Below are 23,333 nucleotides of genomic sequence, written 5' to 3' on the forward strand. Positions count from 1 at the left end.
AAGGAGTTGCTATAAAAAAGGGTATCTTGGGTGCCGCTGTAGCAGCTGCGATTGTTAGTGCTCTGTCGGGTTCCGGCACATCCCATCAGCCAACTATTGCAAACTTTGACTAGTAGGCAAACGTCATTTTATGGTGGATTTTCATTTGATCACTCCACAAATTCTGCGATTTTTTTTTGTGATTTCTCGGTTAAGTGGAAATTGATTTTTTTTAGTAGTATTTTCATGTTTTGGAGTAAACATGAAAAATATTCTGATTCCTGCGCTGTGCCTTTCGGTGCTTTCTTCCAATGTTTTCGCTATCGAGTGCAAGCCTGATAAGCCGTTTAAATACTTTGTTTCCTTCACTTACTTTGCACCTGCCGAATCCGGTCAAGGAAAACAACTGGGTGTCGGTGATGGGTTTTTTTGCAGTCAAGCCAAGATTACCTATGAAAAGGATGTTGAGAGTTTGAAGAAATCACTTGAAGCAAGTACTACCAAAGTGAAACTTCATCTGATGTCCTATCAGCCGGTGGCAAACTGATGCCTATGGGCAAATTCTTGCTGACGCTGTCGCTGATTTATATTTGCTTTGGATTGACAGGTTGCTCTTCTTTAGATACTGCCCAGTCATTACTTAACTCCGTAGTTGGCTCATTCAATTTCCCAGACGCTAACCCTGCGCGACCACCAAATTGCCAGGAGAAGTTGGTATTGGTGTGGTCTGGCAGGGAAGTACATCCAGCGCCTGGCTCTGGCCAGGCGTCTGGGTACGCCGTAGTGACAGACCATGGTTCGCTTTACGTTGATGATGTTTACGTATATCGCGACATTATGCGTAAGGCTGGCACCAGGGTCTTGATAGACACTTTCTCAGTTCAAAATGTGAACTGGATCGTAGATTTGGCTTCTGATTCCGAACGACACGAGGTTCGTGCAAGTTTTCTTTGTAAGGGTTGAGACATGATGAAATTTTTCATTTTCCTAACAACGGCGTTGTTGCTGTTAGCTTTACACCTCCTCGACTACGAGTGGGATGAGGACATCCTTGAGTAGGGCGGGGCGCATCGTGCGATGGTCGGATCTTCTGAACACTGCTAAAGTAACTATCTCGACTTCGAGTACTTATCTGCGTTCACACCGATACATGCCAAAAAACCGACTGACACTGTCTGATTACGACACTGATGCTGAGATCGACAACCGATCCAGCGGCATCGATTGTGACAGTGCGTCTGAAGCTGGCCAGCTCACTCGTGGTGAGATCTTCTGTGCTAGTGAGCTTGATGAGTCTGATCGAGCCGAACTTTTCTTTGAGATCGAGCGTGATATCAGTCGGTTCGGCGAACTTCACGATGTGAAGATACAGTCCCTATCCGAAGACACTTTGTTTGTTCAGCTTTTCGAGGATGGAAATCCGTGTGGCATTGGATTGCTATCCCTTTGGGAAAGTCTCCCGATACATGGCGAGACCGAGCCCTGCACTTATGTGCTAGGTTCAGCGTCCGTTCATTAAAAAACCCGGAAAGCCGGGTTTTTTAATGCAGTAGACTTGATTGTCGATTCCTTCTGTAGTCGAGAGGCAAATCCTCTTACACGCTCATTGTCAGTAGGTAGCCAGGCGATGATTTCACTGGCCATACGTAGTGCAAGCGCTGTGCTCTCACCAGCAGCATGTGCTGTGTCAATTGCCTTGAGGATGATCGCACAGGCATTCATCCCAAGACGCTCGTTCATGGTCTCACTTGCCATTGCATGCATGATCAGCGAGGCATCCATACTTTTGCCGTTTGCAGTTAGTTCAACAGCCTGATTCGACTTGGATTGGATCTCCGCGTAGGAGGCTTCAATACACTCTGTGCAGCCATCGCTGTTACGTGCAATCTCGATGAGTGTGCCGATCTCATGCTTTGTGTACCCAAACCTTTGAGTGATGACCTTAGTCCAGTCAAGAACCTTTTCAGCCTGTTCAACTGTAGAAGTTGTCAACTTCACACTTGCACTTAGAAAACGCTGTGCCCCCCCAAAATCCACCTATCTACCGAAATACACGCTATACCCGCCTGTTTCAGTGCCCTCAGTACAAGATGTACCGTGGCGATTGTCGTTTGAGCCGGAATATACCGCTCAATTTGGTGGATCGCATTTCTTCTGCAAAACCATGATTTAGCTGGTGCGTTAGACGTGTTTTCTGCCTCAAAGCATTGGCCCCGGGGGAGGTGAGTGCTTGGATCATCTTTGTGATCAGGTAGTGCATCTCTCATCCGGAGTTTTCTTGTTATGCAGAGTTCTTCCGGTTATCATTTCGATTCATCTGTTGCACAAGCACTCTTTCGAAAGAGTGCATTTACCGGGCGCACGCCCTTACCCCACTGGGATCATGTCCCTGTGGGCTTGGTCCTTTTTTTTAGGATCAAGTCGATGTTCCAATTTATTCTTCCGGCACAGCTTTCTTGCAGCAACCTCAATCTGGTTTTCAATCAGCTGAAGTTCAGTCCTCTCTGGAATGAAACCTCCCACGCGCACGACGACGAGCACGGTTTTTACGCAATCGTCCCTGCCCACAAACAGTTTCCAGCGGCCATTGTATTGTTTGATAAAGACCGCCATGCCACCGCAGTTCTGGTGAGTAAACCGGTTGATGGCATGTGGATTCTGGAGGCAGTTAATGATGAACGCCTTGTTCAAGCAGCCGTTTTTGTGTTCCGCACTACGGCCGAATGGCTCCGTATTGAGGATTTCGAAATCGGTGATTTGGAAGGCCTTGTACGTGGCATTCAGTTCGTACCCGTGGCAGACGAAAACGGGTTCCCTGTTTTCGCCGACCAGGCACCGTCTTTTGGTCCTTTCGAGTTGCTGAACAGCGGAGCCAATCCTGAAGGCCTCATGGTCCAGGCTAATTGTTCTGGTGACCTCGGCATCTATCAGGAAGCCTATGTGACCGTTACCAAGGATGGCGAGGCAGTTGCCGATGTTCGCGTTGGTATCGATGAATCTGGCCAGCCGCTCATCACGATGACGGCAGATGGCTATGGAGATGGTGATCACAAGATCTGCATTCATCCGATGCGATCCGTTGACACGGCAATCGAGGTATTGAAGGAGGACAGTCATGTATACGCCCTCTAAAATCTGTAACCTCCGCTCCGAACTGGCTAGTGCATCCCGCATGCTTACCCAGGTCACTCTGAAAATCGGCCGATTCAAGCCGGGCACCTCTGCTCATGCATTCTTGGAAAAGATGCTGGAAGAGGCTGCAACCCGGAAACTCAATCTGCAGAAAATCATCATGGCCAACTCCCGTAGTCTGGCCTAATACCCGTTGTTCTCTCACCCCATGGGGCCTTTACCATGGGGTAGAGGCTCCTTCTTTTTGAAGGAAGCAAATTCATGAACACCAATACTGAACTGATGATCCTGACCCTCCAGTCCGGACTGAAAGCACTGTTCGTCAATGGCACACCTGTTTGCGCCACCGGTAGTGAAGACAGCAAAGCCGACCCTGAAGTTGTTGCAGATGTTCTGGCGAAGCAACTGGGGGTAGAGGTGATCCATGGCCGTACTTATTCTGGTGAGACGAACCCGTCTAACTGGAATTCGGTCTATGAAGACATGTTCTGGGAAGACCGCAAGAAGGCCAAAGTGATGGAGGTTTATCGTGGCGAACTAGATATCGAAGACCACTTCTCTCAGGTGGAATTCCAGGTGCCGGCCAATAGTTCCCAGGCCCAGAAAGACGCTGCATTTATGTCTGCAGTTGCCCAGTATGGTCACGTTGACTCGGAGCTGATCCGAACCTTCGACCTGTAACCTCATTTAACTCAACCCATAGGGTCTCATCCCTATGGATGTGGCCCTTCTTTGCAAGGAAGATGCACATGGCCACGACAAAAACCAAAACCATGCGTTTCAATGGCAAGCACTATCTGTCAAAGGGAACCTGCTGCAACATCGCAGGCCTGCCAGCGGATTACAACGGTTTCTTCGATGCCCAGGTTGGCAAGACTTACCTTTACGACCGTGTGGGGACCATGTCAGCCGTTATCATCAGCAACAAACGCCAAGGTCACTTTCTTGCCTGCGCTAGAGAGGTTGAAGGTGGGGTATGGCATACCTACGGTGATGATCTAATCAAAGTCTGGACCGGTCTGGATAAGGTTCTCTACTCGGACAAAAGCGATGTCATCCGCGCAATTGAGGTCGTGGATGGCATTGTTCCTACTCAGGCGCAGGTGCCAAAGCGAGTTCGCTACATGGAAAACAATGCTTCGGTGTTGTCCGTGTGCCCCTTTTGCAAGGAACAATTCAAGCCGTTAACTGGTGATGCGCCATTCGATGTTGATACTGGCGCTCCGGTGTGCAAGGACTGTTCTGATTCGGCTGTTGAAGCGGCCTAATAACGCAAGGGGAGATTATTCATGAGCTATGAAAAGGCAATGCGTCATACCGGCCGCAAGTCCCGCAAACAGGCCAATAACCACTTCGGTTTCACTACGCTTGGCAGTAACGAGCGTCGTCGAAATCCAGTACTTGGCGCGGTGTGGTATGAGCCAGGCATGGAGCAGGAACGCAAGGCGTTTATCGACGCTTGGCACCTGAAGACTGCAGAAATGCAGAAGCTAAATCCGAATCTGGTCATCGTGGACTGATTCAACTACCAACTGCCCAGGGCTACTCTTAGCTCTTTGGGTATGAGTAGTTCTGGTTTCCATCGTATGGGTTAAATCATGGATGTACTCAAATACAAATCGACCGGAGCTTTGCTCAAAGCAGTCAAAATGGCCAAGGCCGACCCGGTTCTGGTGATCAAGATGCCGTTCGGCTACCAGGACATGACTTCCGCTCAGTATCTGGAACATTTTCGCCGCGGCGTAATGGCTCGTTGCAACCGAGGCTTGGTCTTGGCCAGTGATTGTGTAAGTTACAACCTTCTGCACGATGCCCGAATTGTGCGTGATGCCAGCCAGGGTATTCGTTGGTCTGGCCGTAACGTTCTTCGAGATAAGCGAATGATTCGCCGCTTTCCCGACATTCATAACCCGCAACCGTACTGATCGGTTTGTCACACAAAGCGCCCCGCACATCTTCACGGATGACGGGGCGTTTTGTCGTTCTGGATGCAAAAACATGAAGAAGCATCCGTGGTACTGGTACGAGCAGTACCGGCTGATGACCCAGGGTGAAGATTGGCGCTGGAACACTGCGGGAGCAGAACGCGCTATTCTTGACCTGTTTGGCATGCGCAAGAACAAGCTTTTCGAATTGGAGCGGAGAACACGCTAATGGAAGAACTGGTGCTGCAGATTTGGCCTGAAGGGGATGGCTGCTATGGGGGTCGGATACTCCGGGATGGAAAGGAAGATGGCCGCATCTCCGGATGCTACAGTGTTGCTGAGGTTGAGGAGCAGGCCGTCGAAATCGGTATCTCAGTGACACGGAAGGAACGGCTACTAGGTGAACCACGGCCGTATTAGCGAAGACCGGTCACAAGAAAAAAGGCCCCGTTGAGGGGCCTTATTGTTTAGTGGATTCGCTAGACGTTGCGCATCATTTCGCTTTTGCTCTGGCGAATACCCTGCAGACGCAGGAGGATCCGGCCGACACTGGCTGATGCCAGGCGGTGGTCACAACTTTCCGAACTGTAATCAACCCAGCCAACCTTCAGTCGGTGCTCCTTCTTGAGCAGTACCTTTCTGATCAGATCAGTGTAAGAAGGGGCTTTCGCCTCCTCAGCAGAGAACTGATCAAGGGCTTTAGCGAAGTAGTGCGACAAGAATCGCGGCTCCCCCGCTGACCGCGGTTCATAGACCATGTAAAGCGCCATTACCGGCAACTTGCCGGGCATGGTTTCGTACATCGCATAGAATTTAACCATCAATCGCTTGCCGGCATATTTCTTCAAAGCAGGGAAAATCTCAATCGCCTCTTTGGAAAAGACGGCAGAGTTAAATTGCTTCGAAAACGCTTCGTCTGCCAAAAAACGCTGATCTGAACCAGAGAACGTCGCGGCGATGTCTTCGAGTGGGTCATGGAGTGCTCCAGGTGAGGTCGAGCATCGTCGCAAGGTGGTCGCAGTACTGCACGATGTTATCGAAGAATCCAATGGCGAGGTGACCAAGGAATCTCTCATTAAAGAAGGTATTTCGCCCGAAAATGCACATTCCGTAGACTGTATTAGCCGTCGCAAAGATGAGAGTTATTCGGAGTACCTTCGTCGTGTGACAACCGACGAAGTGGCTTTGGACGTGAAGATCGATGATATCGATGACAACATGGATCTGAGCAGGATTCAATTCCCGACCAAGAAAGATTTCGCACGAACAGCGAGATACCAGAAGAAGCGAATTTATCTGCTCGATTTCCGCTCGTTTAAAGCCGGCAAGAACATCCTTCCTGCCTAACCTTTAACAATCTGCAAAAGAAAAACGGCCCGTAAGGGCCGTTTGTCATGGTGAGAGTAGGTTAAATGTCAAAGTGTTCGTCAAGACATCGCACTTTGACTGCATCAAGGGCAGCTTCTTCAATCGTTTTGAAACGATCAAACGAGCAAGAATAGCCATTCGTATTCTCTTGAAACCACTGCCAGGCTTTGTCTTCTTCGTCGAAACGGAGCGAGAGTTCGCTTTCCTTCGAGCAAAGCAACTGAGCCCAAAGGCCTGCACGGTTTTCTTTCAGCCATTCCATCGCATTTTCACTATCGACCGAGCACTCAAAGCCGATAGGTGAATTGGTACGTTGAGACGCACGGCAGAAATCAAACAGGTCAGCGATGTCCACATTCCCGCTTTCGAAGAACAATGCGACTTCATCGGCCGGGTAATCACCTCGCCAGCCAATGTCGTGAAGTTCTACGATCGCTTTGTCCGATGCTATGGCAAACCACGGCGCAGCATCGAAAACAGCGGACTTGGCATGCGAATCATCATGCACTTCTGCATTAATGCCAGAAGGATGATCAGGGTAGAACGGCAGGGACGCAATTTGGTCTGCAGACGCGTCGAAACGTAGGACGAAGCACTGATGCGCCTCGGCAAACTCCATTACCTTCCTCAAGTCTGCAGGGATGGCTTCATTCCAGGCTTCACCTTCCTCGCGACCAGGCACGGCAACAAAGACCCCGTGTTCATAGCTGGCCACCGTTGTTCCAATTACATTCTGACCGGTAATCGATTCAATAAACTCAAGAGTTTTTTGCGAAAGATGACCGGTGGAAAGGTCGAGGTAAGAGAAGATTTGATCTACTTTTGCGAAAGTGGAATCGATGTTCATGGTGCAGTCCTCAGTAAGAAAATCAGGGCGCACCATCAGGGCGCTACCCTGATAGGGGGTTTATAGAGTGTGATTAATTACAGGCTTTGCTCAGCGAGCGATGCCGCGATGTCTTCAATCATTTGAGAAGAAGTACCGATATTGTGGTCAAGATGCTCAACGCGAGTGACCCAAACATCAGTGATGATGCCTTCAGATGTCGCGTTGACGTGCAACTCGCCCAGCTCTTCTTCCTCAGGAACGGAAACGTTCTGGTAAATCAGGCGAACACCAGACGGCGCAGGAATGAAGGTAAGACCATCATCCAGGCTAACCAAAATACGGGTTTGAACGACGTTTTCGTCAGTTGCTGTCTGGGTAGCGTTATTGCTCATGGTGCAGTCCTCTAAAATTAAAGGGACCGCACCCGATAGGGATGTGGTCCCTAAGGGTGGATGCTGAAAATTCAGCAGGTAACTGCGACGGCATGTCGCGAAGTGAAGAACCTATATTCTACATGGTCAAATGTGCTGGCGGGAAGTGCTGCTGGTTGCATTTGACGTGGCTACGCCTCAGGCTTCATTATTACGGCTCAATCTGCCATTAGGCATCCGCATCTTCTTGATGCACTTACCGCGCTTTATTTCAACCCTTCGGGATCATCTCCCGCAAGGGGCATGGTCCTAAATCCAGGAGAATACCATGTCCCAAAATACCGAAGTTGAGAATGCAACTCTGTTTCGTGAAGCTCCTCTGATCGAGACTGTAGCAAGAACATTTGCTTCGATTCTTCGCGAATCGTTGACTACTGCTGAAATGGAACTGGTGAATAGCCGCAATGCCATCGAGCAGGACAAAAAGGTTTGCCACTCGCATGATTTTTGCGATCCAAACATGTTGATGCTGGATGCCTTTAGAATTTGCGGGATGACGGAAGAGCCTGATCAATTCAGCGAAGCGGACTTAACCGTGTGGAACAAGGCATGGGAAGTGGCTATCGAAAACAAGTTCTGGGTTGGAGCCAAGTTCCTTGGCGAATTGCCCATTGAAACTGTTCGCGATGACGTAATCGCAGTACTTCAGAAATACGGTTGGATTGTCACCCAGCGTGGCACCATTCAGCGTACCTATGGTTCTGCGTTCGGTGCAAAGGTAGCCACCGTTTGTCTGGTAGAGCATGATGGTCCAAACTTTCATTCTTGCCTGAATGCCATGTTCATGAGTGAACAGCGAAACATCCTTTCGACAACATTCATCGCATTCCGCAATGTGGATACGCAGAGTGATATCGTTGGCCATGTTGTCGAGTTTGCAGAAAAGGTAAACGCGATCGTCAAGGACTCATATGGTGAGAAGGTTTCTCGCAGTGGCTCGATCTATCTCGACTTGCTGAAAGAAGGTCGGGCCAAGGTTGAACCATTCAACGAGACCTACGCCAAGTTCTTCATGCGCCGGCCACCCGTCGATCTTTCCAAGATTCAGGGCGGTCTTAATCGTTTCTTCGCGGAAGGCAGTCCTGAATTTTCCTCACCGGTGCTGGTGAGCCGGGAATTGGTTGCTGAGTATCTGGACGATGCCAATCACAGTTCTTGCCACTGCGACAGTAGCGGTACGTGCAAATAAGCGCACAAAGCAAAACCGCCTTTTCGAAGGCGGTTTTTTTATTTGCGGGTGGGAATGATGAATGGAGCCAGGTCTCGTAGCTCGGCGTATTCAGCGTTGTAGAGTGCTCCGCTACCACCTTCCCGGTAGGCCTCAACGGATGCGATGCCTGAGGCGAATGCGACCAACAGGCGACCAGTGTCATCCCGGTTACCAATGGCGAGGCCTTTTGATCGATGCGCAAGGTTGGGGATTGGCTTGGAACCGTCTTCTACGCGCATGAAGAATGCAGCTGCAACCACTGGGCTCACCTTGAGTACAAAGCCGGCGTATGCACCTTTGGTAATCAAATCCGGTGAGTAGAAGTTTGAGGAGTAGGTAATGCCGCTCACAAAATTGTCGATGTCCAGGATGTCGCAAAACGACATGGCGATCAGTTTGTGAAACTCCTCGCGGTAGACCAGCGGACATCCCATCACTTCGTCCAGACGCGTTTTGCTCTGACTTGGATTGTTGCCATACCATCGCCCGGGTTCAATTGTGCCTCTTTCGTGAACGTTACCCTGATTAGGGGCTCGTTGTGATGGAGGGAGGTTCGCCTTCCTTTTGGCCAAACACCTTGCCAGGAGGAGGGCGCTTGGAATTGCTACGAAGAATGCAGTAACAATAACCACAGCACCATTCATGGGTATTCCTAAAAGTGAAAATCACGGGGGATATGTTTTTTTGGGGAATATAGCGGCCAGTGGGGCGCATGTCTTTGCCCCGGGGTGTAAGAGCTTGCAAAGGTGGAGCGATCTGTAAAATAGGTGGCAATTTCGTAAGGAATGGCCATGCCAGCAATGTCTACATCCGAGCGGCGGATAAAAGCCGCACAAAGCATTCAGTTTTTCCAAGAGGTAATTTCCGCATATACCCATGGTTCTGCCGAAGGCATCACCAACAATCAGCTGTATGCATCCGTTGCCATGCGTGCAGGCATACCTATTGCCGAGTTCAATAGCAAGTCTCCAGTTGGCAAGGACAGGGAGATGTATAGCCTCATGGCCAGACGCGTTCGTTGGCATCAGCAATCTCTTCGCGCAGCCGGCATCATCGAGCGAGTGCCCGGCGAAAGAGGGGTCTGGAAGATGACGCGACCAGAGAAGGACGATCTTGACGCGGTCGAGCCGGGCGTATCTGTTGTCGGTTTCTCGACTGAATTAGGTGTAGCCATTCTGGGCTCATGCTACTCAACCTTTTCACGTATTGATGATCCCATCACCCTTTGTCTCACCAGTCCTCCGTATCCGTTGGCAAAGCAGCGTGACTACGGCAATCCGAATGAACGTGAGTACGTGGATTGGGTGTGCAACATGCTCGAACCTATCGTCAAGAATTTGGTTCCGGGTGGATCCATCGCACTCAATATTTCAAACGATGTTTTCATGGCCGGAAGCCCCGCCCGTTCCACCTATCGGGAACGGTTGGTTATCGCACTGACTGACAGGCTAGGCCTACACCTGATGGATCAGCTGATCTGGCATAACGGGTCGAAAGCACCAGGTCCAATACAGTGGGCTTCGATACATCGTGTGCAACTCAATACTGGATGGGAGCCGGTGTACTGGTTCACGAATGACCCCCAGCAGGTGAAATCTGACAATCGCCGGGTGCTGCTTGAGCATACCGACCGCCATCTCCAGTTGATGAAATCAGGTGGCGAGATGAGGGAAGGTGTGTTCTGTGACGGGGCCTACAAGATCAAGAAAGGTAGCTTTGGCCGGGAGACAGAAGGGCGCATACCACGGAACGTGCTCAGCTATGGCCATGCGTGTGCTGATCAGATGCGGTACAAGAAGAATGCCCGCGCACTCGGTTTGCGGACACATGGTGCCCCTATGCCATTGCGTCTTGCCAGATTCCTCGTTGAGTTTCTGACTGCGCCAGGTGACCTAGTGGTCGATCCATTCGGCGGGTCCTTCACGACGGCCAAAGCATCGGAAGAGTTGGGCCGGCGCTGGATCTCGACGGAGCGTATTGTCCAGTATGTACTTGGCGGTGCCTTGAGATTCGTTAACTCGATGGGCTTCGAAATGCCCATGATTAGTGGCTGCTAAGCGCCAGTATGGGTCGGCATTCCGCCGGCCCATGATTTCGCCGTTCCTTTGATTTGGGCCTACCGACAATCCAGAATCGAGCTTTCAGTTCCTGAGTCTGGCAATGCCCATCTTTCTCGCCCTTTTCGTCTTCCTCTGCTTTTCTGGCGCACTTTCGCATATAGGAATGCTGCTGATCTCTGTCGTAGTCGCCAGCGTCCTTTTTCGTCGCCAGCCTCAAACCGTGCTGCTTCCCCTTTGCCTCGCCTTCGCTTTCTATCACATGCTCATGCTGGCTCTTGGCATCGCACTGGCTATCACGGTGTACGAGGTTGTTGCGGGGCGTCGCAGGTGGGGCGCATGGACTGCACGTCAGCCCAACAAACGCTGGAAGTGGAAGCCAGGCACAAGGCGATCAAAACGTGTTGCCAAAGTCAAAGATGCAACGCGGGAATACGAAAGGCCACTGGTGACACGATCCATCGTGAATCCGAAGGCACCAGGCGCTGTGTTCAAGCAGGGTGATTCGCTGGGTAGCCTCACCCCCGAAGCATTTGAACAGTACTGTGCTGAAGTGCTACGGAAAAACGGATGGGATATTTCCCTTACACCCAAGTCCCGAGATCAAGGGGTCGATGTTATCGCCACGCGATTTGGCAAGAAGCTGGCAATCCAGTGCAAGCGTTTCAGTAGTCCGGTAGGCAATGCAGCGGTACAACAGATCGTCGCTGGCAGGGCCTTTGTCGATGCGCATTCAGCGATTGTCGTGACCACCAGTTCGTATACCGGGCCGGCCCGAGAGTTGGCTAGAGCGAACCAGGTCGGCTTGCTTCATGCTCACGATCTGCACAAGTTGTTCCGTATCGAAGACGTATCCGATATCGTATTTGGCACCAACTGATATTCCATGCAACTGATCGTTGTTTAGACCAAACGCCCAGGTTAGACTGGGCGCTCTTATGCAGTCGCGGCATTTGTCGCAATTACCCCGCTGGCACACACCAGCACCTCAACCCTCAGGGACCATGCGCCCTTTGGGTCATGGTTCCATCTTGCAAAGGATGTAGTCATGGCCACCAATATCACCATCTCCACTATCAACGGCATCAAGGTGCACAACCTGATCGGCCTGTCTCCTGCATCGGCTTACGACCACGTTCAGTCCAGTGGAGAAGTGAGCGATGGGGAAGTCATCCTGCTGGCCCCCGGCAAAGTAGCAATCATGGTCGAAGCTTGGCCTACGATGTATGTGGGCAATGTTACTGGTTTCCATGCTGGTACTGTCGATTGGGACGTTCTCGCTGATGGGAAATACCTGCCGGCGTGCGAGTTGGCCGGAACAGAGGCGATTGCTTCGGTACGTAGTTGGGCCTCGGGTATCGTTTCGACGAAACGCATCCAGGCCAACCGAGCTATGGCAGAGTACGAAGACCGCCCGGTTCTAATCAAAGCCATGGCGGTGACCGTCAACCCTGCCACCAACCTTGTCGAAATGCTCTTCAACACTGCGTTACCGGGTAACGGCGGGCAATTTGCCATCTTCGAGTCGGACCTGTCCTCTTATAGCGAACTGAAAGTCGCGGAGAAGCTTGAGGCTAATCTGTCACGGGTTAACCTTCAGACGGACATTGACGGCCACGCAGTTTCGATCTCTGTCAGTCCCTGCTCGTGGATGAATGACAACTATGGCTTGCAGATCCAGGTCACCATCAACGCGACAATGGAACGTGCAATTCACCACACCAAGAAGGTGAACTATCAGGTTACAACCGTCGAAGACATGCTGTCCCTTGCCTCGAAATGCCGGGTGGTTTCTTGCCCGAAGTGCGGTAAGCCGGCCTTCTCCAAGCTGAAGAACGAGTATCACGACGAGAATGAGTGCGAGGTTTGTCGTCTTGCCAGGCTGAAGGCTGAGTTTGAGCAGGCTGAGCAAGAGGACAACGCGAAACTTGCCGAGCAAGATGCCGCGATGAAAGCCAAGGGCTACACACACCGGGTGGATGCTTACATTCATCCTGAGGGTGGTAGCGATGACCAGTTCATCAGCCTGTACATGGTTCGACCTACCAAGGCCGGTATCAAGTCTGAACTGAAGAAACGGAAAAGCATTACCCCTGATGATTATGTGATCATCAAGCTGTGACCAGTAGTAACCCAAAAACCCGCCATTTGGCGGGTTTTTCCTTGTAAGTCTCTGTAGTGATTTAGTGGTTTTCTTGAATGATGAATGCTGGTTGGGTACAGTCGTGGCCTGTTAGATGACCGTGCGAATGAATCGGACGGTCAAGGTTATTTGGAGGCGTTATGAAGTCTTTTTTCCTTAAGTACGGTGAGGTGCTTGGGGCCTTTTGCATTACCGCATTTTGCTACTTCGCCTCACTTGGCTGTAAGGACATTATTGCTCGATGCCCTGAGTTTGGTGCCGGCACAATGATGTTCATCGTTCGGAACTTCAGCGTTTTCACCACTGAGCTTTTGACGCTTGCAGCCGGTGGATGGGTCTACCTCTGCGTTCGCCGCCTGTGCGATATCGCTGAATTCAATGATCAGGTGGCAAGAGATGAAGATCTGAGTTAGTCACTCGATTTCATCTCAATCCAGGGTGCCGTTCAGAAAAGCTTCTCACCTTTTTTGATCTTAGAGCAGGGCTCAATGCAGCATGTTGTATTGGACACCGCCGCGTTTCACTGTGCCCCCTCTATTGTAAAGAATTTCATAGAACCCATCAGTTGCATGCCACATCGCGTTTAGACCATCGGATACATAATCAAGGAAATTGCCTTTCTCAGCATTAATCTTGCATACCCAATTCCCCTTAATCCATTCTTCTCCATCGTAGGTTTCACCAGATGGGAAGTTACAAGAAAGAGTCATTCTTTTGTCTTGGGCACTAGCCAAGGAGGGCACCAGCATGAGGCCTGCTACGCAGAGGGTAGCGGGGTGTTGGAAGAATTTCAGGCGCATGAAATGGTGTCCTTGATGTAGATGTCTGGCTAAGAGCCTTCTCAATGTACCCGGCTATCTGTCTGTGCTGAATGAATCAAGTTATATATCGATGGGCTTGCATTTGTTTCAGCCTGTAATACCTTTTTCGCACTACCAACCAGGGGGCACTACCTGCGGTGCTGGCCTCTAATGTGCGCGAGTCATTTTCATGGAATTCACCCAGACCAATCTCTTCCTGCAAGATCCACTCCAGGACGCAGTAGATGAACTGCATGCCGCAACGGCCATCTACACCGCTGAGCCGGTAGTCGATCAGTTGCTGGACAAACTCAGCTGGCCGGCCAGCGGCAAGACACTGGTTGATCCGAGTAGTGGTAATGGCATGTTCCTCGTTCGCGCACTAGAACGCCTGCTGGAGGCCAGTGGAAAGCTGGATGAGTCAGACTTCCAAGTGCTGGAAGGTTGGGAGATTCACCCCGGGGCATGCGATGAGGCCCGCCAGCGTATCGCTACCCGGTTGCTGCTGGCAGGGTATCAAGCAGATGTTTCCCGCCGCGTCTCGGAGCGCATGGTTGTTTGTGCCGACTTCCTGACAGACGGCCCCACAGCGCCACGCTGGGACATTATTGCCGGCAATCCTCCGTACCTGCGTTGGCTCAAGGTTCCGGCGCTTCTGCGCCAGCTATACGAGCCAATCGTGCCGGGGTACGCCGCAGCGGACCTGCTGCATAGCTTTCTTGATCGCTGTGTAACGTGTCTGAAGGCGGGCGGGCGGATTGGCTTCGTCACAAGTGACCGCTGGCTGATCAACAAGCAGGCCGGAACATTGCGCGCTCGAATTGGCCACACGTTGGCTATCACGTTGCTGGAACGGTTGGACTGCCAATCGGCTTTCTTCCGGCCAAAAAATCGCACAGCTGGCACCCCTCCACGGGTACACCCTGTCGCGGTGATCCTTGCCGACTGTAACGACCCAGCAGCAGTGCACCAGCTAACCGACCAGCCTATCTATCCGGGTGTCGAGAGCAATGCGTACGCAGACATGCTCAAGCTTGGTGAAGTGGCGGAAATCAAGTTAGCACCATGGCTGGGTACAGATGGCGTGTTTCTGGTAGATGCCACAGTGGCTAGCAACCTGCCGGCAGGCTCTGTTGTTCCGGTACTGGCTCCGGGTGACTGGAGTAAGGATGGACTCGCTGAACCCTCGCGCTTTGCTATCTGCACTGCGCCAGGCACTGTTCCACATGAAACAGTGCAGCGTCATCTGCTCGATTCGCAGGCGCGGCAGAGTAGCCGTGCGAAGCAGGGCAGTCCATGGATGCCACCAGAAGGTTTTCATAGCTGGGATCTGGAGAAGCCCATGCTTGTTCTTCCGCGAATTCTTTCCAGCATCAACCCTATCGAACTCGCACCAGGCCGACTCCCCATCAGTCACCAGCTTGCCATTCAGTGCGATTCGCAGGCCCAGCTTGCCGAGATCAGTGAGGCCCTGCGCCATCCGGTGGCGATGCAATGGGTTCGTGATCACGCGCCCAGGCTAGAAAATGACTATTTCCAACTATCTGCCACGCTGCTACGCAAGATGCCGCTGGCCAACTGCACAACGCATGGCAATACGCCAGAAAGTAACGTATGACCACCTGTATTCAATGTCGAGTCTGGGACAAACCAACCGGTCAGTGCCGAGCACGTTCGCCTGTTATGGAAGGTTGGCCCAAGACAAGTCCAACGGACTGGTGCGGTGAATGGTCAAAGCCGGATGCGGGCGCGACAGTTGAGAACTCGGGCGCAGCCGTTTGGGCCAAGGAATTCAAGGTATGCGTAGGGGTCAATGCAGTTTACGTGCGGGACTTTCCGGAGCAGTCTGCCTTGTGGCTCTTCAATGTTCTGTGTGGCGACACGGAAATTCCGGCGGCACTCAGACCTCTCCTGCAAAGTCCTCTTTCTGGCTTGCGCACGCCCATCATGGACATGACAAGCCGAAATGAGGCCGAGGAGGATGCCGACAGGCTCCTACGCTGGGCACATGCCATTGATGGAGGCGATGACCCTGCAGTTGGTAATGAGAGTGGCATCATGCGTTATGTGGATGATGGTGACGACGCTAAGGAGAACGCCCGTCTGTTGGCGGAATTGCCGGAAGAACATCCGTGGAAACTGTTTGAGCATGGACGCCGGGTTTTCTTTGAAGACAGGGTGTCGGCACCTATCGCCCAGCTGGCCATTGCGTTCCGACTTTCGCAGACAGAAGCTGAGCTACTTCTCCGCTCGTAGTCGCGAGCGTGCTTCACGCGGACTTGCATTGCGGGTATCCTGCGATACGATTTGGCATCGATACGACATATGGGTTTTGGCAAATGGGTAAGAGATATCCAGTAATCACAAAGATCGCGCCTGTTGATGCTGGTCACCAGGTCGTTACAGTTGAAGGCGGAAGAGGTACTTACCGTAAGAAACCATGCCCAGACTGCCCGTGGCGGAAAGATGCTGTTGGTGTCTTCCCTGAAGGAGCGTTTCGAGAGTCGGCCAAAACTGCTTATGACATGTCCACTAGCCATTTCGGTTGCCATGACTCAGGCATCAAAAAACCGGCAACTTGCGCTGGTTTTCTTCTTCGTGGCAGTGACCATAACCTCTTGGTGCGAATTGGCCGTATGCGTGGCCGGATCAAGGATGATGTGACGGATGGCGGTGTTGAGTTGCACGACAGCTATCGGGATATGGCCATCGCTAATGGTGTATCGCCGGACGACCCCGTTCTGGGACCGTGCCGTTAATTTGAGGGGATGTGCTAATGCTTCCAGCAATCTACTTTGTGATTTTCAGCCTGACTGGCATCTGGTTTCAATGGCGATCTTCCTCGCTGGAGACGGCGGATCGACCGGATGATGCACAGGACTTTTTCTGCATGATTTTCGGTATCTCCAGCCACATCATGGCAATGGTGCTCGGATGGCGCGAAGTTCTGCAGCCCCTTTATGTGTGGCTGTCCGGGGTGGTGCCGGAAGCAGGCACCGGCCTGCATCAAGTCACCGTACTCTTCGTCATTGCCATTGTGGTTTTGAGCTATGTAATGATGGTCACGTTGGGAGTCCACCAGCTGTACTGTAACCAGCACAATTCACCTTCACCTTTGAAAGCTTAAAATGGCCACTTCAACTACCGTTAGCAAAGAGGCATTTATCAGTCTCAGTGATGCCAACAAAGTGATGCTTCTCCAGTACAAGGACGTGGTGAACCAGAAACTCCGTAAATTGCTGATCGGTGCCATGAACCTGATCATCATGGTGTTAGGTGCGGCTGTCACTAAGTCCATGGCAGGCTCTGTTCTCCGCGGAGTAAACGGTTTTGTAGATTGGATTGCGTCGGACGCGTCAACGGATTTCTACCGGATTTTGTTCGTGGTGCTGATTGTCCTGTTAGCTGCTTCCACCTACTTCACGGTTCGTGAAATTCTTGCCATGCGCAAGAACGTGATGAAGATGGGGCTTGACGTACGCCCGTGGCGCAGAGTCAGCGATAAGAAGTTGCTGGTTTGGGTTAATGAATACTGCCAGGAATCACGGAAGGCCAGACCGGACGAGCCTAGCTCGAATTAGGCGACAGACAGGCCGCACTTGCGGCCTTTTCTTTTTCCGGTGAAGCGCAAGAGCAAAACTTGCATCTCCGAAGGCGGGGAGTACGCTCAACCGAGTCCTTTGAAGATTTGGAGATTTCGATGGCTGCAAACATTTTGATGATTGAGAATGAGGACGGGGATTTGGTAGAAGTTCCGTCCAAGTACGTTGTGTGCCCTACCTGTGAGGGTAAAGGCAAGGTCGAAAACCCAGCCTTCGCCAACGGTTTCACCGCCAATGAGTTTGATCGTGCGTTTCCTGAGGAAGAGGACAAGCAGCGCTATTTGGCCGGCGAGTACGATATATGTTGCCCAGAGTGCAAAGGTCTTCGCGTGGTAGAGACGGTTGATGAGGCGCGTGAGCTGTCCGAGCGCCAGAAGGCTGCTATCGCATACCAGGAAAATACCCGTCGTTACGACGCCATGCTTTCGGCAGAGGTCGATGCAGAGCGCCGGATGGGCTGCTGAGCGTAAACTTCCACATCAACCAACAATAGGGCTGGGCATAGCGCAGCCAGAAATACGAAACATGCTGCTGATTTTCTCGATCCTGACCCTGCAACTCATTGTGCTTGGTGGACTGTTCCGCAACGTAGTTTGGCAAGGCGTGTTGAAGGGGCAGGGCCTTGATATGCGAGAGTCCGGCCTCGCATTTCTGCTTATGCTTGGCGGGCTTTTAACCATTTTGCCTTTCTTCCGCGACATCCTCTTGATGGCACAGGTTGAGAAAAGCAATGCCATGCCCACGTCAAACTCCAACATCGACATTTACTTGTGGGCAGCAGCCTCTTTGCTACTTACGGTTATGTTTGGCATCAAGCTCTATCGCCACGCTATGAAGCCATCCGGCTTCTTCTCGATTGGCCCCTCAGTACTTGGCCTTTTGTTTTCAGCCTACTTGGGGACCGTGGTGATTGATCACCTTCGGTTCTTCGTGCCAGGCAGCAAGGACGCTGGCGTGGTATTCGTGAGAGCGATGAGTGATGTCCCGGCATTTAAGAGTCTGGGTTGCAAGTCAGAGGTGCTGCTGGTGAGTGACGTTAACGCCAATGTGGCCAGTTATCGCTGCCCCGACAACGATCTGTTCATGGTGGACAGGTTCAGTTCACACCCGATTGTGGCATGGCCTTCGTACACTGAAGGCAAGAGCCAGGCCATTGCATCTGCCATGCAGGACATGATGCGTCAGTCCACCAAGATTGAGCGTGAGCCGGCCAAAGTTTCCGCATCTTCAGCCAAGTGAGAACTATGGGCACCGTTATCAAAGTTTCGTTTAGCCAGCGACGAGAGGGTGGGCCGGACACCAGCAAGCCTCGCATAGAATTTGATGGGTATCCACGGGAGCCGGACTTCGAGGGAATCACCTTTGACCAGGCCATCGAGATTCATCGCTTGTTTCAGAGCTACGATGAGGGCTTGTCGGTGCCTGCCATCGCGGCGCGATTGAAGCTTCCCGAGAAGATCGTTATCAGGACGCTATGCGGAGAAATTTTCCCGGCAGCACGGTCACGTTGGTACGACGAGTGATCGGCTTGCATAAAATCAGTTTTTTGCAAAACTTGCTGCATTCACGTTAGATAAATGCAAAAAATGTCTTTGATAGCCATGCTCAAGGCCACGTTGCCCGTAGACGATTCCCCTGAATCATTTCTCAGTTTCCTCGACTCGGTGCGCGTTGAGTGTGATGGTATGTGCCGCGTCATATCCAGCCTGTTGCTTCGGGAGGAAATTCCCCACCGTATATTCGGTGGGCAGCTGGAAATAGAAGGCCTTGGCCATTTCGCACCCCACTTCTGGATTGTCCTTGAGGATGGCCGTGTTTGGGATCAAAGAGCCAGGATGTGGTTTGGAGATGATCCCTCCGTGCCCCACGGCATTTTTCACCCAACACCGGCACAGATCTATACACCGCGAGGTGAGGAGAACCCTGAGATATTCAGGTATCCCGATTGGCTCTTTGCGTTTGAGACCGGTGTAGCTTTGCAGGATGTGCCGCCTATTCCCATGTCACTTTTAAGGCCAGAAGCATGCTCGACCAAACCGTAATTGATCAGGAAATTGCACGACTGATCGCAATAAAGCCCTCTGTTCGCAAGACCAATGTATTTGGTGCAGACCATCATGCTGCGATCGATGCCCAGGTAGAAGTATTGCAGGGGAAAATGCGTGAGCCCCAGATTTATGAGCGGTGGGGTGACGAGGATGATCCGGACTTTGCAGATAATGTTCTGGAAGAGGCCCTGAATGCTGCGATGTGGATGCTCGATACAAGCGACGGAGCCCCCCCGTCAGAGAACTGGGCAGATCTGGTCATTTAGGAGGTCGCATGTCGATACTACTGGAGCTGCTTTCATTCCATCGAACCAAAGGCCAGAGCCACGCTGGTGGCCTTGGAGCGCCGGGATTCCATCCTCAAGCGGTGGTTGAGTTGGAGCGGCTACATGCGATTGAGCTGGCTGCAATGGCACTGCTGGAAAAGCACATAGGGGAGCAGGGTGAATCTGCAGCTTCTCAATGCCAGGGCCTCAGTCCCGAGTTGCAGGCCCTGCATAAGCTGATGAAGACCCAGGCCCATGGTGGTAACACTGACCTTCATCCGCACGGCACCGTAGAGCATGAGTAAGCAAGGGCAAGATCACTCAACTCGGCTTGAATGGACCAGACGTGTTATCGACTTTCTCACGACCATCGGAGTCGAAGTCGTCGAGATGCAAGATCAGCAAGAAGCAGACTGCTTTCTGCCGGCCATTATCATCAAGGCTGGCGTCTTGCATGTGGACGTAGCAAAGGTGATTCCAGGCGATATTCTTCACGAAGCAGGGCACTTGTGCGTATTGCCCCGTGAGTTCTGGCCTCATGCGTCCGGCAATCTCAAAGGCCTGTTCGATGCGGCCATGGCCCATATGGATGACCATAAATCCGGCCTGATGGAATACCCGGAGTGCCCCGTTTGCCGCGCTGGCATGCAATCTTCTGATGTTGAGGCGACAGCATGGCAGTATGCCGCAGCACAGCATATAGACCTTCCCGACGAATTGCTTTGGGGAGCCGATGCCTTCGGAGGCAAAGGGGAGGACATCAAGTTTGCGCTGCGCATGGGCTCATACTTCGGCATCAATGGGCTCCAGGCATCCGGATTCACTTCTGCCCGGAAGCGCATGGGGCAACCGAATACTGCTGTATACCCCAAGCTTAATTTCTGGGTGCATCCCGGCCGTGGTGAATGAATACAGCTGTTGGCTAACACACCACAGAATCTGAATAAATTTGCCATTAAATTGCATTCGTTTTCTGAATTGCTAGGATACGGCCCAACGAAATCAGGAGTACATCATGGCCGTATCTGTCACTACCACTGGAGCCGAGTTCAGAGACTTCATCGCCGATAAGGCATTCTGGACTGGAGACAAATTCTCGCATGGCGTCTGTTTGTTCGTGGACGGTAAACCTGTTACCGAACTGGCTATTCGGGCAATACCGACCGGGGCTGAGGTGGAGGTGGAGAATGGCTACGTGATGGGGAATGACTACGACAAGACCTTATCTGAAGCCTTTACGGACTGGCGTAACAAGCGGGTATGCAAAACGCTTGTCGTGGAGGTGAGGCCTCACCTTATGGACGCCGTCCTATCTGCAATATCAAGCGCCGGCGGCATTGTTAAGGCATGAAATTGAGCACCAGGCTGGTCGCCCAGGGCTAAGTCTGTTAATTTGGGAATTCCTTCTGCAGTACCCGCGACTGAATAGTTGCACTTACCCTCTATATTTGACCCATCGGGACCTTCTCCCGCATGGGGTTGGTCTCGCACTTTCAAGGCTTGACCATGACAACCACCCAAACCAATACCCACAAACAGATCAACGATCCGCTGGCTAATGAGTTGGCTTATCGTTCTGCAAATCCGGATACAACAGGCATCCGGGTTTCGGTTGCTGAGTTGAAGAAGATGCTGGCGGAAATCGGGTACAAGATGGACTACTCGATGAAGTGCATCTGCATGGCTCGATACATGGATGGAGAGCGTGCAGGATTAAGCTACCCGTGCATGACCATTGGCATCGATCAAATTGATGATGGAAAATCAGCCTTCCATTTCGAATCGCGCCGTGATACGAATTTTGAGGCACTGCAACACATTCGGCTCAATTACTACGCGGTTACCAAGGGAGTAATCTTGGAACCGTAAAGCAACTTCACCCTAAACCCCGCTACGGCGGGGTTTTTCTTTAATTAACCATGATGATTTGTCGGTTTGGTTGAAGGAGACAGATGGTTAGCGGAAAATTACGATCTACACAAAGGGGTACATATGCGAATAAAGATAACTGGCTTTTCTGGCCGTTTATTTAGCCGGGTTGTCGATGGCCATCTCGAAATGAGGCTGCGGGACCAGCGTGGTTCAAGGCAGGCGAAGGCCAGGACGTGGTCACTTCAGGGAAGAGGATGGAAGTACCGCCACACTCGCAAGTTGATCGTGCAGCACCTTCTGAGTGGCCGCGAATGATAGGTAACGAATTGTGGGGCATGGTGTGCCTGCTGGAGGCGATCGCACTGGGTGTTTTGCCTTGCTGGTGGCCTGTGCGCCGGACAGAACCGGTAGTCGCGGATGATGGTCACGCTGCCTTGAGAGACAAGATAAAGCGGCTTGAAGAAGAGATGGAAGTCGCGAAAGCATCGTACGCAGAGGTTAGCCGTTCGCGGCATGAGATTCTGTGCGATATGCGATACGTCATCCAGCGTATGGCTGACCTGATCGATGCAGAATGTGGCCATCCTGATCTTGCTGTGCTAGCTCAGGCCTTACCCTATATCCTGAGCGGCCGGCGGGAGTGGGGTATTGAGGTGCCCGGTGACCGGGATAACGCGACAGATCTACGCGCCCAAGTAAGTCGAATAGTCGGGCGCTTTGGCTATCAGCTACCCCGAGAGCCAGACATGGCGATCAAGGTAATGCTGATGGTTGCCAATGATGTTCTAAGAGATGTACGCGCTTCATGAGTAGCCATCGCGTTTTCGTCCTGTATGATTCGCGTACCCACAACGAAGCAAGAATCACATGTTTTCCGAATCAGAGAAGCAGCTGGCGCTTCAGACCATGCACACTACTCAGGAAGTGCTCACCGCGAAGGTAATGGCCGAGCCTGCCCAAGTAGCACGGAAGATCTACCAGATCGTAGATAAAACGATTTCAAGGCATCAGGAGCTTCTACCAATCCAATGTGTGCCCGGTTGCGACATGTGCTGCCACTACCGTGTTGTAGCCAGCGCTCCAGAAATACTGGCTATCGCTGAATACATAAGCGGGTATGACCATGCAAGATATTCTGCTTTGATGGCCAGGCTCCAGGAGCATGTAAAGCGCGTCGAATCACTCGGGCCGGCACAGCAGATGCGCACGAACAATGCATGCCCCTTCCTAGAGTCCAAGAAGTGCTCCATCTACCCGCTACGACCAATGAGCTGCCGTACTCATCATGAAGCGGTAGACCGCTCATCCTGTGCTACAACATTCGCAAATCCATCCAATCCTTCAAATGGTAGTACTCATGGCTATGTCGAGGCGATGAGAAGTGGCATCCGGCTTGTGCTCAACCAGGTGCTGATTTCGGCGAAGGCCGATCCGTTGATGTATGAGCTTGGTGCCGGTGTCCTTTCGGCGCTGAATAATAAGTCCTCGCTGAAGCGATACCGGGGAGGGAAGAAGTCATTCCCTGATGTGAAGGATTGCAAGGTGCTTGGTGGCGACGACGAATTGCTGTAAGCAAGCACCTCGATACCGGAATAAAGCCCGCCAGAGCATGGCGGGTTTTTTTGTGAAATATTGCAGGCTGGGCATGCGATTTCGCTGAAAAATTGACTA

General features: G+C 51.8%; 37 protein-coding genes. 30 read left to right on the forward strand and 7 right to left on the reverse strand.

The genetic code is table 11. The features are described from left to right. Positions 1-241 precede the first annotated feature (241 nt). Positions 242-526, forward strand: coding sequence for a hypothetical protein (locus tag ACODR9_RS03070; protein WP_488807544.1), 285 nt, complete (start codon positions 242-244; stop codon positions 524-526). 591 nt (positions 527-1,117) lie between these two features. Here the strand turns inward: ACODR9_RS03070 and ACODR9_RS03075 are convergent. Both ACODR9_RS03075 and ACODR9_RS03080 read right to left on the reverse strand, forming a co-directional pair. After that, positions 1,118-1,336 carry a hypothetical protein gene (locus ACODR9_RS03075; protein ID WP_488807545.1) on the reverse strand — a complete coding sequence of 73 codons (219 nt, stop codon included), beginning with the start codon at positions 1,334-1,336 and terminating at the stop codon, positions 1,118-1,120. Positions 1,337-1,494: 158 nt separating this feature from the next. Further along, positions 1,495-1,977, reverse strand: coding sequence for a hypothetical protein (locus tag ACODR9_RS03080; protein ID WP_488807546.1), 483 nt, complete (start codon positions 1,975-1,977; stop codon positions 1,495-1,497). A 285-nt stretch (positions 1,978-2,262) separates the two neighbouring features. Between ACODR9_RS03080 and ACODR9_RS03085 the strand changes: the two genes are divergently transcribed. From ACODR9_RS03085 to ACODR9_RS03115, 7 genes are all read left to right on the forward strand, one after another. Further along, on the forward strand, positions 2,263-3,111 hold the full coding sequence (locus ACODR9_RS03085) for a hypothetical protein (protein ID WP_488807548.1): 849 nt from the start codon (positions 2,263-2,265) through the stop codon (positions 3,109-3,111). A gap of 40 nt (positions 3,112-3,151) precedes the next feature. Further along, positions 3,152-3,298, forward strand: coding sequence for a hypothetical protein (locus ACODR9_RS03090; protein WP_488807550.1), 147 nt, complete (start codon positions 3,152-3,154; stop codon positions 3,296-3,298). Between the two features lie 74 nt (positions 3,299-3,372). Continuing rightward, positions 3,373-3,792, forward strand: coding sequence for a hypothetical protein (locus ACODR9_RS03095; protein WP_488807551.1), 420 nt, complete (start codon positions 3,373-3,375; stop codon positions 3,790-3,792). A 68-nt stretch (positions 3,793-3,860) separates the two neighbouring features. After that, positions 3,861-4,379, forward strand: a complete 519-nt coding sequence (locus ACODR9_RS03100) for a hypothetical protein (RefSeq protein ID WP_488807552.1) — start codon at positions 3,861-3,863, stop codon at positions 4,377-4,379. 21 nt (positions 4,380-4,400) lie between these two features. Then, on the forward strand, positions 4,401-4,631 hold the full coding sequence (locus ACODR9_RS03105) for a hypothetical protein (RefSeq protein ID WP_488807553.1): 231 nt from the start codon (positions 4,401-4,403) through the stop codon (positions 4,629-4,631). 78 nt (positions 4,632-4,709) lie between these two features. After that, the gene (locus ACODR9_RS03110) at positions 4,710-5,036 is read left to right on the forward strand and encodes a hypothetical protein (protein WP_488807555.1); all 327 of its coding nucleotides are present in this window, start codon (positions 4,710-4,712) and stop codon (positions 5,034-5,036) included. A 73-nt stretch (positions 5,037-5,109) separates the two neighbouring features. Further along, complete coding sequence (locus tag ACODR9_RS03115) at positions 5,110-5,265, forward strand: hypothetical protein (RefSeq protein WP_488807557.1); 156 nt, start codon at positions 5,110-5,112, stop codon at positions 5,263-5,265. A gap of 250 nt (positions 5,266-5,515) precedes the next feature. On the opposite strand, the gene ACODR9_RS03120 is transcribed toward ACODR9_RS03115, so the two are convergent. Then, positions 5,516-5,959 (reverse strand): hypothetical protein, encoded by a 444-nt coding sequence (locus ACODR9_RS03120; RefSeq protein WP_488807558.1) that lies wholly within the window; start codon positions 5,957-5,959, stop codon positions 5,516-5,518. 34 nt (positions 5,960-5,993) lie between these two features. Here ACODR9_RS03120 and ACODR9_RS03125 point away from each other — a divergent pair, with 34 nt between their 5' ends. Then, entirely contained in the window at positions 5,994-6,383 is a 390-nt protein-coding gene (locus tag ACODR9_RS03125; RefSeq protein ID WP_488807559.1) for a hypothetical protein, read from the forward strand. A 61-nt stretch (positions 6,384-6,444) separates the two neighbouring features. Here ACODR9_RS03125 and ACODR9_RS03130 read toward each other — a convergent pair whose 3' ends face one another. After that, positions 6,445-7,251 (reverse strand): DUF5983 family protein, encoded by an 807-nt coding sequence (locus ACODR9_RS03130; RefSeq protein ID WP_488807560.1) that lies wholly within the window; start codon positions 7,249-7,251, stop codon positions 6,445-6,447. 77 nt (positions 7,252-7,328) lie between these two features. Beyond that, positions 7,329-7,625 carry a hypothetical protein gene (locus tag ACODR9_RS03135; protein ID WP_488807561.1) on the reverse strand — a complete coding sequence of 99 codons (297 nt, stop codon included), beginning with the start codon at positions 7,623-7,625 and terminating at the stop codon, positions 7,329-7,331. A 307-nt stretch (positions 7,626-7,932) separates the two neighbouring features. On the opposite strand from ACODR9_RS03135, the gene ACODR9_RS03140 reads away from it, so the two are divergent. After that, positions 7,933-8,853, forward strand: coding sequence for a hypothetical protein (locus tag ACODR9_RS03140; RefSeq protein WP_488807562.1), 921 nt, complete (start codon positions 7,933-7,935; stop codon positions 8,851-8,853). A gap of 38 nt (positions 8,854-8,891) precedes the next feature. On the opposite strand, the gene ACODR9_RS03145 is transcribed toward ACODR9_RS03140, so the two are convergent. Further along, the gene (locus tag ACODR9_RS03145; RefSeq protein WP_488807563.1) at positions 8,892-9,518 is read right to left on the reverse strand and encodes a hypothetical protein; all 627 of its coding nucleotides are present in this window, start codon (positions 9,516-9,518) and stop codon (positions 8,892-8,894) included. Positions 9,519-9,665: 147 nt separating this feature from the next. On the opposite strand from ACODR9_RS03145, the gene ACODR9_RS03150 reads away from it, so the two are divergent. The 4 genes from ACODR9_RS03150 to ACODR9_RS03165 all read left to right on the forward strand — a co-directional run bounded on the left by ACODR9_RS03150 (position 9,666) and on the right by ACODR9_RS03165 (position 13,487). Next, on the forward strand, positions 9,666-10,931 hold the full coding sequence (locus ACODR9_RS03150; RefSeq protein ID WP_488807564.1) for a DNA-methyltransferase: 1,266 nt from the start codon (positions 9,666-9,668) through the stop codon (positions 10,929-10,931). A 103-nt stretch (positions 10,932-11,034) separates the two neighbouring features. Next, entirely contained in the window at positions 11,035-11,811 is a 777-nt protein-coding gene (locus ACODR9_RS03155; protein ID WP_488807565.1) for a restriction endonuclease, read from the forward strand. A gap of 168 nt (positions 11,812-11,979) precedes the next feature. Continuing rightward, positions 11,980-13,053, forward strand: coding sequence for a hypothetical protein (locus tag ACODR9_RS03160; RefSeq protein ID WP_488807566.1), 1,074 nt, complete (start codon positions 11,980-11,982; stop codon positions 13,051-13,053). Between the two features lie 161 nt (positions 13,054-13,214). After that, positions 13,215-13,487 (forward strand): hypothetical protein, encoded by a 273-nt coding sequence (locus ACODR9_RS03165; RefSeq protein WP_488807567.1) that lies wholly within the window; start codon positions 13,215-13,217, stop codon positions 13,485-13,487. A gap of 72 nt (positions 13,488-13,559) precedes the next feature. Here the strand turns inward: ACODR9_RS03165 and ACODR9_RS03170 are convergent, their stop codons facing one another. Beyond that, positions 13,560-13,874: a hypothetical protein gene (locus ACODR9_RS03170; protein WP_488807568.1), complete on the reverse strand. Its 315-nt coding sequence runs from the start codon at positions 13,872-13,874 to the stop codon at positions 13,560-13,562. Between the two features lie 190 nt (positions 13,875-14,064). Here ACODR9_RS03170 and ACODR9_RS03175 point away from each other — a divergent pair, with 190 nt between their 5' ends. From ACODR9_RS03175 to ACODR9_RS03250, 16 genes are all read left to right on the forward strand, one after another. After that, positions 14,065-15,492, forward strand: a complete 1,428-nt coding sequence (locus ACODR9_RS03175; RefSeq protein WP_488807569.1) for an Eco57I restriction-modification methylase domain-containing protein — start codon at positions 14,065-14,067, stop codon at positions 15,490-15,492. Further along, on the forward strand, positions 15,489-16,130 hold the full coding sequence (locus ACODR9_RS03180; RefSeq protein WP_488807570.1) for a hypothetical protein: 642 nt from the start codon (positions 15,489-15,491) through the stop codon (positions 16,128-16,130). Before ACODR9_RS03175 ends, ACODR9_RS03180 begins: the two co-directional genes overlap by 4 nt. An 83-nt stretch (positions 16,131-16,213) precedes the next feature. Beyond that, complete coding sequence (locus ACODR9_RS03185; protein WP_488807571.1) at positions 16,214-16,633, forward strand: DUF6283 family protein; 420 nt, start codon at positions 16,214-16,216, stop codon at positions 16,631-16,633. A gap of 17 nt (positions 16,634-16,650) precedes the next feature. Next, positions 16,651-17,001 (forward strand): hypothetical protein, encoded by a 351-nt coding sequence (locus tag ACODR9_RS03190; protein WP_488807572.1) that lies wholly within the window; start codon positions 16,651-16,653, stop codon positions 16,999-17,001. Between the two features lies 1 nt (position 17,002). Further along, complete coding sequence (locus tag ACODR9_RS03195) at positions 17,003-17,455, forward strand: hypothetical protein (RefSeq protein WP_488807573.1); 453 nt, start codon at positions 17,003-17,005, stop codon at positions 17,453-17,455. A gap of 119 nt (positions 17,456-17,574) precedes the next feature. Then, entirely contained in the window at positions 17,575-17,940 is a 366-nt protein-coding gene (locus ACODR9_RS03200; RefSeq protein ID WP_488807574.1) for a hypothetical protein, read from the forward strand. A gap of 61 nt (positions 17,941-18,001) precedes the next feature. Continuing rightward, positions 18,002-18,715, forward strand: a complete 714-nt coding sequence (locus ACODR9_RS03205) for a hypothetical protein (RefSeq protein WP_488807575.1) — start codon at positions 18,002-18,004, stop codon at positions 18,713-18,715. A 5-nt stretch (positions 18,716-18,720) separates the two neighbouring features. Next, positions 18,721-18,999 (forward strand): hypothetical protein, encoded by a 279-nt coding sequence (locus tag ACODR9_RS03210; RefSeq protein ID WP_488807576.1) that lies wholly within the window; start codon positions 18,721-18,723, stop codon positions 18,997-18,999. A gap of 54 nt (positions 19,000-19,053) precedes the next feature. After that, positions 19,054-19,518 carry a hypothetical protein gene (locus tag ACODR9_RS03215; RefSeq protein ID WP_488807577.1) on the forward strand — a complete coding sequence of 155 codons (465 nt, stop codon included), beginning with the start codon at positions 19,054-19,056 and terminating at the stop codon, positions 19,516-19,518. Next, positions 19,500-19,790: a hypothetical protein gene (locus ACODR9_RS03220; RefSeq protein ID WP_488807578.1), complete on the forward strand. Its 291-nt coding sequence runs from the start codon at positions 19,500-19,502 to the stop codon at positions 19,788-19,790. Before ACODR9_RS03215 ends, ACODR9_RS03220 begins: the two co-directional genes overlap by 19 nt. An 8-nt stretch (positions 19,791-19,798) precedes the next feature. Next, a complete protein-coding gene (locus ACODR9_RS03225) occupies positions 19,799-20,095 on the forward strand; it encodes a hypothetical protein (RefSeq protein WP_488807579.1) in 297 nt (98 codons plus the stop codon). Then, positions 20,088-20,699 (forward strand): hypothetical protein, encoded by a 612-nt coding sequence (locus tag ACODR9_RS03230; RefSeq protein WP_488807580.1) that lies wholly within the window; start codon positions 20,088-20,090, stop codon positions 20,697-20,699. Before ACODR9_RS03225 ends, ACODR9_RS03230 begins: the two co-directional genes overlap by 8 nt. A 106-nt stretch (positions 20,700-20,805) precedes the next feature. Continuing rightward, positions 20,806-21,141, forward strand: coding sequence for a hypothetical protein (locus tag ACODR9_RS03235; protein ID WP_488807581.1), 336 nt, complete (start codon positions 20,806-20,808; stop codon positions 21,139-21,141). A 155-nt stretch (positions 21,142-21,296) separates the two neighbouring features. Beyond that, positions 21,297-21,659 carry a hypothetical protein gene (locus ACODR9_RS03240; RefSeq protein ID WP_488807582.1) on the forward strand — a complete coding sequence of 121 codons (363 nt, stop codon included), beginning with the start codon at positions 21,297-21,299 and terminating at the stop codon, positions 21,657-21,659. A 314-nt stretch (positions 21,660-21,973) separates the two neighbouring features. After that, positions 21,974-22,471, forward strand: coding sequence for a hypothetical protein (locus tag ACODR9_RS03245; RefSeq protein ID WP_488807583.1), 498 nt, complete (start codon positions 21,974-21,976; stop codon positions 22,469-22,471). A 58-nt stretch (positions 22,472-22,529) separates the two neighbouring features. After that, entirely contained in the window at positions 22,530-23,234 is a 705-nt protein-coding gene (locus ACODR9_RS03250) for a YkgJ family cysteine cluster protein (RefSeq protein ID WP_488807584.1), read from the forward strand. The last annotated feature ends 99 nt before the right edge of the window (positions 23,235-23,333 follow it).

This window comes from Aquitalea sp. FG25, assembly GCF_057809375.1.

Bases quoted from the DNA above. Each gene is read 5' to 3' on its own strand.
- ACODR9_RS03070 (WP_488807544.1), top strand. From the start codon at position 242: ATGAAAAATATTCTGATTCCTGCGCTGTGCCTTTCGGTGCTTTCTTCC.
- ACODR9_RS03085 (WP_488807548.1), top strand. From the start codon at position 2,263: ATGCAGAGTTCTTCCGGTTATCATTTCGATTCATCTGTTGCACAAGCA.
- ACODR9_RS03090 (WP_488807550.1), top strand. From the start codon at position 3,152: ATGCTTACCCAGGTCACTCTGAAAATCGGCCGATTCAAGCCGGGCACC.
- ACODR9_RS03095 (WP_488807551.1), top strand. From the start codon at position 3,373: ATGAACACCAATACTGAACTGATGATCCTGACCCTCCAGTCCGGACTG.
- ACODR9_RS03100 (WP_488807552.1), top strand. From the start codon at position 3,861: ATGGCCACGACAAAAACCAAAACCATGCGTTTCAATGGCAAGCACTAT.
- ACODR9_RS03105 (WP_488807553.1), top strand. From the start codon at position 4,401: ATGAGCTATGAAAAGGCAATGCGTCATACCGGCCGCAAGTCCCGCAAA.
- ACODR9_RS03110 (WP_488807555.1), top strand. From the start codon at position 4,710: ATGGATGTACTCAAATACAAATCGACCGGAGCTTTGCTCAAAGCAGTC.
- ACODR9_RS03115 (WP_488807557.1), top strand. From the start codon at position 5,110: ATGAAGAAGCATCCGTGGTACTGGTACGAGCAGTACCGGCTGATGACC.
- ACODR9_RS03125 (WP_488807559.1), top strand. From the start codon at position 5,994: ATGTCTTCGAGTGGGTCATGGAGTGCTCCAGGTGAGGTCGAGCATCGT.
- ACODR9_RS03130 (WP_488807560.1), bottom strand. From the start codon at position 7,251: ATGAACATCGATTCCACTTTCGCAAAAGTAGATCAAATCTTCTCTTAC.
- ACODR9_RS03135 (WP_488807561.1), bottom strand. From the start codon at position 7,625: ATGAGCAATAACGCTACCCAGACAGCAACTGACGAAAACGTCGTTCAA.
- ACODR9_RS03140 (WP_488807562.1), top strand. From the start codon at position 7,933: ATGTCCCAAAATACCGAAGTTGAGAATGCAACTCTGTTTCGTGAAGCT.
- ACODR9_RS03145 (WP_488807563.1), bottom strand. From the start codon at position 9,518: ATGAATGGTGCTGTGGTTATTGTTACTGCATTCTTCGTAGCAATTCCA.
- ACODR9_RS03150 (WP_488807564.1), top strand. From the start codon at position 9,666: ATGCCAGCAATGTCTACATCCGAGCGGCGGATAAAAGCCGCACAAAGC.
- ACODR9_RS03155 (WP_488807565.1), top strand. From the start codon at position 11,035: ATGCCCATCTTTCTCGCCCTTTTCGTCTTCCTCTGCTTTTCTGGCGCA.
- ACODR9_RS03160 (WP_488807566.1), top strand. From the start codon at position 11,980: ATGGCCACCAATATCACCATCTCCACTATCAACGGCATCAAGGTGCAC.
- ACODR9_RS03165 (WP_488807567.1), top strand. From the start codon at position 13,215: ATGAAGTCTTTTTTCCTTAAGTACGGTGAGGTGCTTGGGGCCTTTTGC.
- ACODR9_RS03170 (WP_488807568.1), bottom strand. From the start codon at position 13,874: ATGCGCCTGAAATTCTTCCAACACCCCGCTACCCTCTGCGTAGCAGGC.
- ACODR9_RS03175 (WP_488807569.1), top strand. From the start codon at position 14,065: ATGGAATTCACCCAGACCAATCTCTTCCTGCAAGATCCACTCCAGGAC.
- ACODR9_RS03180 (WP_488807570.1), top strand. From the start codon at position 15,489: ATGACCACCTGTATTCAATGTCGAGTCTGGGACAAACCAACCGGTCAG.
- ACODR9_RS03185 (WP_488807571.1), top strand. From the start codon at position 16,214: ATGGGTAAGAGATATCCAGTAATCACAAAGATCGCGCCTGTTGATGCT.
- ACODR9_RS03190 (WP_488807572.1), top strand. From the start codon at position 16,651: ATGCTTCCAGCAATCTACTTTGTGATTTTCAGCCTGACTGGCATCTGG.
- ACODR9_RS03195 (WP_488807573.1), top strand. From the start codon at position 17,003: ATGGCCACTTCAACTACCGTTAGCAAAGAGGCATTTATCAGTCTCAGT.
- ACODR9_RS03200 (WP_488807574.1), top strand. From the start codon at position 17,575: ATGGCTGCAAACATTTTGATGATTGAGAATGAGGACGGGGATTTGGTA.
- ACODR9_RS03205 (WP_488807575.1), top strand. From the start codon at position 18,002: ATGCTGCTGATTTTCTCGATCCTGACCCTGCAACTCATTGTGCTTGGT.
- ACODR9_RS03210 (WP_488807576.1), top strand. From the start codon at position 18,721: ATGGGCACCGTTATCAAAGTTTCGTTTAGCCAGCGACGAGAGGGTGGG.
- ACODR9_RS03215 (WP_488807577.1), top strand. From the start codon at position 19,054: ATGCAAAAAATGTCTTTGATAGCCATGCTCAAGGCCACGTTGCCCGTA.
- ACODR9_RS03220 (WP_488807578.1), top strand. From the start codon at position 19,500: ATGCTCGACCAAACCGTAATTGATCAGGAAATTGCACGACTGATCGCA.
- ACODR9_RS03225 (WP_488807579.1), top strand. From the start codon at position 19,799: ATGTCGATACTACTGGAGCTGCTTTCATTCCATCGAACCAAAGGCCAG.
- ACODR9_RS03230 (WP_488807580.1), top strand. From the start codon at position 20,088: ATGAGTAAGCAAGGGCAAGATCACTCAACTCGGCTTGAATGGACCAGA.
- ACODR9_RS03235 (WP_488807581.1), top strand. From the start codon at position 20,806: ATGGCCGTATCTGTCACTACCACTGGAGCCGAGTTCAGAGACTTCATC.
- ACODR9_RS03240 (WP_488807582.1), top strand. From the start codon at position 21,297: ATGACAACCACCCAAACCAATACCCACAAACAGATCAACGATCCGCTG.
- ACODR9_RS03245 (WP_488807583.1), top strand. From the start codon at position 21,974: ATGATAGGTAACGAATTGTGGGGCATGGTGTGCCTGCTGGAGGCGATC.
- ACODR9_RS03250 (WP_488807584.1), top strand. From the start codon at position 22,530: ATGTTTTCCGAATCAGAGAAGCAGCTGGCGCTTCAGACCATGCACACT.